The 5,340-nt window shown below is 71.5% G+C and carries 7 protein-coding genes, 1 tRNA gene and 1 pseudogene; all 9 read left to right on the top strand.

Annotation, left to right across the window (positions count from 1 at the left end):
• Positions 1-169, top strand: a pseudogene (locus GQQ93_RS18160) (UTP--glucose-1-phosphate uridylyltransferase); the annotation flags it as partial.
• Between the two features lie 2 nt (positions 170-171).
• Positions 172-834 (top strand): GNAT family N-acetyltransferase, encoded by a 663-nt coding sequence (locus GQQ93_RS17795; RefSeq protein ID WP_157425594.1) that lies wholly within the window; start codon positions 172-174, stop codon positions 832-834.
• A 53-nt stretch (positions 835-887) separates the two neighbouring features.
• Positions 888-1,889: a hypothetical protein gene (locus GQQ93_RS17790; RefSeq protein WP_157425593.1), complete on the top strand. Its 1,002-nt coding sequence runs from the start codon at positions 888-890 to the stop codon at positions 1,887-1,889.
• 62 nt (positions 1,890-1,951) lie between these two features.
• Positions 1,952-2,024, top strand: a tRNA-Ala gene (locus GQQ93_RS17785).
• A gap of 168 nt (positions 2,025-2,192) precedes the next feature.
• Positions 2,193-2,525, top strand: a complete 333-nt coding sequence (locus tag GQQ93_RS17780; protein WP_157425592.1) for a flagellar protein FlgN — start codon at positions 2,193-2,195, stop codon at positions 2,523-2,525.
• A 2-nt stretch (positions 2,526-2,527) separates the two neighbouring features.
• Positions 2,528-3,880, top strand: coding sequence for a hypothetical protein (locus tag GQQ93_RS17775; RefSeq protein WP_157425591.1), 1,353 nt, complete (start codon positions 2,528-2,530; stop codon positions 3,878-3,880).
• Between the two features lie 29 nt (positions 3,881-3,909).
• Positions 3,910-4,476, top strand: a complete 567-nt coding sequence (locus tag GQQ93_RS17770) for a hypothetical protein (protein WP_157425590.1) — start codon at positions 3,910-3,912, stop codon at positions 4,474-4,476.
• Entirely contained in the window at positions 4,473-5,075 is a 603-nt protein-coding gene (locus GQQ93_RS17765; protein WP_157425589.1) for a hypothetical protein, read from the top strand. The genes GQQ93_RS17770 and GQQ93_RS17765 overlap by 4 nt, the downstream gene beginning before the upstream one ends.
• Positions 5,072-5,340: hypothetical protein (locus GQQ93_RS17760; protein WP_170296238.1), on the top strand; the 269-nt coding region annotated here is incomplete at its 3' end. The genes GQQ93_RS17765 and GQQ93_RS17760, both read left to right, overlap by 4 nt.

The following is a 5,340-nucleotide window of genomic DNA, read 5'->3' as shown; positions in this document are numbered from 1 at the left end:
GGGCACGGGCGGGGTGTACGGGGTCGTGTTCCGTGGTCGCCGGTACGACACGGGTGACAAGTTGGACTACATCAAGGCCGTGATCCAGCTCGCGGTCGATCGTGATGATCTGGGTGCCGAGCTGCGTGCCTGGCTCATCGACTACACCGCCGGCCTCGAAACCCACTGACGATGGCCGCGGTCGCCCTCCCCACGCTCCGTGACGGCGAGGTCACGCTCCGGCCCATCCGCGTTCGCGACGCGAAGGCGCTCGAGCGTGTGCTGCTCGCCAACCGCAGCTGGCTTCGCCAGTGGGAGGCGACCTACCCGGGCGGCGGCTCGTTCATCGACGCGCGGGCCTCGATCCGCAATCTCCTCGCGCATGCGCGCAGCGGGCATGGGCTGCCGTTCGTGGTCGAGGTCGACGGGCGGCTCGTCGGCCAGCTGAACGTCTCGTCGATCAGCTACGGTTCGCTCTCCTCGGCGACGATCGGGTACTGGGTCTCCGAAGAGGTCGCGGGGCGCGGCATCACCCCCACGGCGGTCGCACTCGCGACCGACTACTGCTTCGAGGTGCTGCGCCTGCACCGCATGGAGATCTGCATCCGCCCCGAGAACGGGCCGTCGCTGCGCGTGGTCGAGAAGCTCGGCTTCCGCTACGAGGGGCTCCGGCGTCGATTCATCCACATCGACGGACACTGGCGCGACCACTTCTCGTTCGCCCTCGTCGCCGAGGAGGTGCCCGGCGGTGTGCTCCGGAGGTGGCACGACGGGCGGGTGCCGAGGGAGGCGGCGCGGGTCGCCGCAGCGGATCTGGCTGCGAGCGAGCGACCACTTCCCCTGACAGATCGCTGAACACGCCCGAGTCTGGTCGGGGCAGCGACGCCCCGTGACTTAATGTTGTCGCCATGGATGTGATCGGCGGGGGGGTCCTGGTGGCGGTGGCCGCCGCGCTGTGGATCGCGTACCTGCTGCCGAACTGGCTGCGCCGCAGGCAGTACCTCGCAACCGAGCGCAACGCCGTCCGCCTCCAGCAGACGCTGCGCATCCTCGCCGAGACCGCCGAGACGCCCGAGCCGGTCGTCGTCGAGGCGACGGCGCGCGAGGTCGCCACCCAGCAGCGCATCCTGCACGAGCACGAGGAGACTGCGAGGCTCGCCGCTGAGGCGGCCGAGCAGATCGCGATCGCAGAGCGGTGCGAAGCCGAAGACGTCGCGGATGCCGCGCGCGCACGCGCCGAGGCGGCGCTGGCCGCTCGCGCCCCCGTCACGGAACCCATCGCACTGCCGACGATCGCGCCCGACGTCTCGGCCCGCGCCGCCCGACTCGCGCTGCGCCGAAAGCGCGCCGTCTGCTCGCTGACGGCGTTCGCGGCCCTGCTCACCGTCATCGGCGGACTCGTGGCGGCCGCGTTCGATGCCTCGCTGCTCATCGCCGGGGTCGCGGGCCTCGTGTTCCTCGCCGCATTCGGCGGCCTCGTGGCGCTCGCGCGGGTGCGCCCGCCCAGCCGGGCGTCGAGCGTCGCGCAACCGGTGCCGACAGCGCAGGAGTTCGAGCCCATCGACCTCCCCGAGACGGCTGAGGAGCCCGTCGGCTGGACGCCGCAGCCGCTGCCCCGTCCGCTGCACCTCTCGCGCGGCACCATCGCCGCGACGGCGATGGCGTCGATCGAGGCCGCCGCCGAACTCAAGCGCGCCGAGTCGGAGGCCGCGGTTGCGCGGCGCGCCGAGCGGCTCGCGCCCGCCGTGCCGTCGATCACCCCCGCGGCATCCGCGGCGGCACCCGAGACGCGCCGGGCCGACCGGTCGTCGACGGTGAGCCCCTACGCGAGCATGGGCATCGTCGACGACTCGCGTCCGGGCTTCGAGGACCTCGACGCGGTGCTCCGCCGCCGCCGGGCCGCGGGCTGACGAAGCCGCCGGGGCCGGTGGTCGGAACCACCCCCTGAAGGGTGATAGGCTCTTTCTCGCTCGGGCCCATGGCGCAGTTGGTAGCGCGTCTCGTTCGCAATGAGAAGGTCGGGGGTTCGAATCCCCCTGGGTCCACCGAGTCGAAGGGCTCCCGCATCGCGGGAGCCCTTCGTGCGTCTCCGGCGGTTTCGCGCAGCTCGGTCGCGACATGGTGAGTCCTCCCCATTCCGGCGACGCGTGCGAGGCCTCTAGTCTGAAGCGAGCCCGAGGGGCTTGGCCAGTGGACCTGCGAGAAGGAGTGGTATGAGTGCCGACGTCGAGATCCCGTACGAGGTGCTCAACGAACTCAACGGATCGTTGAAGCAGATCATCGTCGAGTTCGATAAGGCGGGCTCCCGCACGAACTCGCTCGAGTCGGCCATCGGCCGCCCGCTGGGTCGCGGGGCGCTCCGGGATCAGGTCGACCGGTTCGAAGGCGCCTGGAACGACAAGCGCGAGACCCTCAAGCAGGACATCGCGGAACTCCAGCAGCACGTCGAGGACGTCGGCAAGGGGTGGAAGGACTGGGACACGGAGGCGGCCCTCTCACTCTCGGTCGATCAGGACGAGGCGAAGAACCTGCCGAGGAAGGCGTGAGCATGGACAACTCTCCCCGCGGACACGAGATCCGCAAGATCTCCGGCGACGGCGGCACCATCACCCAGCGCGGCAGCGAGATGGAGTCGCTCGGCCTGCAGATGCGCGAGTCCGCTGCGCTGCTCCGGGCCATCGTCGACGGCGCGAAGGGCAAGGGCTACTCGATCGACAGCCTGAAGGAGACCGCCGGAGAGGTGCACGCCGACCTCGCGAAGGCGGGTGAGCGCTACGAACCGAGCGGCCGGGTGATCCGCCAGTACGGCGAGGCGATGTCGAGCGTCCAGTCGCGGATCGACACCATCGTCGACAACTGCGTCGAGCTCTGGAGCGCCTACCAGTCGGCGAGCGGGTCGTTCGGCGACGCCAGCACGCGCGTGCCCCCGACCGACGAGACGGCGACGCAGAGCGCCCAGCGCGAGCAGGAGCTCGACGAGCTGCGGGGCTCGCGCGACGCGGCGTACGACGCCTGGGAGGCGGAGGCACGCAAGTACGACGACCCCTACGACACCTGGGACGAGGCGTACGACCGGGCCCTCAACGGGCTCGAGGACGCCAACGACCGCGGCGTCGAGGACAGCTTCTGGGACAACGCGCTCCCGGCGATCGAAGTGATCCTCACGGTGCTCACCTTCGTCGGTGTCGCCCTCGCGATCGCCGCGATCGTGATCGGCGGGCCGTTCATCCTGCTCGCCGCCGCCATCGTCGGCCTCGCCGCGCTCGCGCTCACCGTCTGGAAGGTGGCGGCCGGGCGAGGCGGGTGGCAGGACATCCTCATCGCCGCGATCGGCGTGTTCCCGTTCGGGAGGCTCGCGAAGCTCGGCACCCTGTTCAAGGGCGCCGGCACGTTCGCTTCGCGCTTCGGCACCTTCGCGAAGGGGTTCGGCAGCGACCTCGTGGGCATCTCGGCGTTCCGCGAGCTGCGGGCACTGCGGGGGCTGCAGAACTTCCTGCACGGGCCGGTCACCAACTCTGCGGGCAACCTGACCCAGAGCCGGGGCATCCTCAACCAGATCGCCTCGGTGCGCAACTCGGTCGACGGCATCTCGTACACCGGGCTCGCGGGCTGGTCGCGCATCACCGGCGGATCGTCTGCGCCGATCTCGAACGTCCTGAGCGACGTCTTCGCCGGCGCAGGGCCCGCGGTCACCAACCGCGTCAACGGGGCGCTCGCGGGCACCGTGCTCGACGGCGCCCAGCACGGCAACGGCGCGGTCGACATCGCGCTCAACGTCATCGACAGCGTCCCGAAGCCGGGTTACGGCGCCTACAACGACATCGACGGCATGATCGGTGACGCCGGCGACGCGGCCGACGCCGATCGTTGGGCCGGCGAGCTGGCGCGGTCGGGCCGGTGACCGGCGCGGGGCATCCCTATGCTGGAACGGTGCTGACCTACTCGCTCGACTATGAAAGCAAGTGGTGGTTGCCGGTGCCGGCGGCGTTCCCCACTCCAGAGGGCCTCGAGCTCGAGGAGTGGGCGCGCGGCATCGCGGCATCGTCCAACCTGTCGGCGGCGTGGGTCGACTCGCCGCTCGCGGCGCAGTTGCCCGAACTGCTCGCGGCGCAGGTCTACGGCCTCGACCCGGGGCGCTCCGGCGCGCTGTGGTACTGCCCGTACGGCCTGCCGGCGGCCGGCGTCGCGCAGCTCTTCATCACCGAGCGCTCCGACGACGACCTGCTCAGCCCCGCTGAGGAGATCGCGGCCCTGCCGAGCTTCGTCGCGGTACGCCCGCTCGAGGTGCGCGCTGCGGGTCTCGGCGAGGGCGTCGGGTACTCGCGCATCGTCGGCGACGAGCAGGACGGCCCGACGGTCGCCGAGCTCGGCTACGTCTTCACCCCGCCCGGGGCCCGCGTCGCGGTCATCGCCCGCAGCGGCGACGCCGACTCGATCGGGCTGATGGCGCCCGAGCTGTGGGCGCTCGTCGACTCGATCGTCCTGGAGCGCGCATGAGCCCCCTCACCCCGGTCGTCCCGTCATTCCGCATGCTCTTCCCGCCGGGATGGGTGCGGCACGACCCCTCGACCGAGTCGGAGCGCGAGCTCCTCGACCAGATGCGGGCGAAGATGCGCGCGTACGCGCGCCCCGATCTCGAGTTCGAACTCACGATGACGGTGAAGTCCGCATTCCGCGAGCTGCGCGAGCGCTCGGGCATCGCGATCTACCTGCCGAGCGGCGCCGAGGGCACGACACTCGTCCCCATGTCGATCACGGCGACACGTTTCACCGAGCCGAGCGGCGCCTCACTCGACGGCCGCGTCTCAGACCTGTTCCGGAGCCATGAGGCCGACTTCCTCGGCGACGACCGCACCATCGTGCGCTGGCGGCGCACGATCACGAAGCTCGAGGGGTTCGAGGGCGCCGTCAACGAGCAGGTCAACTACCTCGTGCCGGTCCCGGGAACGTCGCGCCGCGAGGCGGTGCTCATCTCGACCGCCGTGCTGCGCGACGGCACCGAGCCCGTCGACGAACAGCTGCTCGAGTCGTGCCTCGTCCTGAGCGACGCGATCGTGAGCACGTTCGCATGGGCGCCGGGCGGGCGCGCCGCATGATCGAACTGCAGCGCTGGGCCAAGCAGACACCGGGCGGGCGCGACCCGTACGACGTCCTCGTCGAGCTCGACGCGATCCAGCGCGACGCCGCGCCCGGCGCCGGGCGGGCCGGCCGCGGGGGCCGAGCCCCGGCGGCGGGCACGGTGGCCGCCGTCATCGACGATCGTCGCACCGCGCTCGACGTGCTCGTGCGTCGTGGCGTGCTCACCGCGCAGCTCGCCGATGCCGCGGCGGCGGCGCCCGTCGGCGAGGCCGCGGCGACGGT

It is taken from the genome of Agromyces lapidis (genome assembly GCF_009749405.1).
GTDB lineage: Bacteria > Actinomycetota > Actinomycetes > Actinomycetales > Microbacteriaceae > Agromyces > Agromyces lapidis.
The sequence above is the reverse complement of the archived record's forward strand: the minus strand, read 5'-3'. Positions and strand labels throughout refer to the sequence as shown.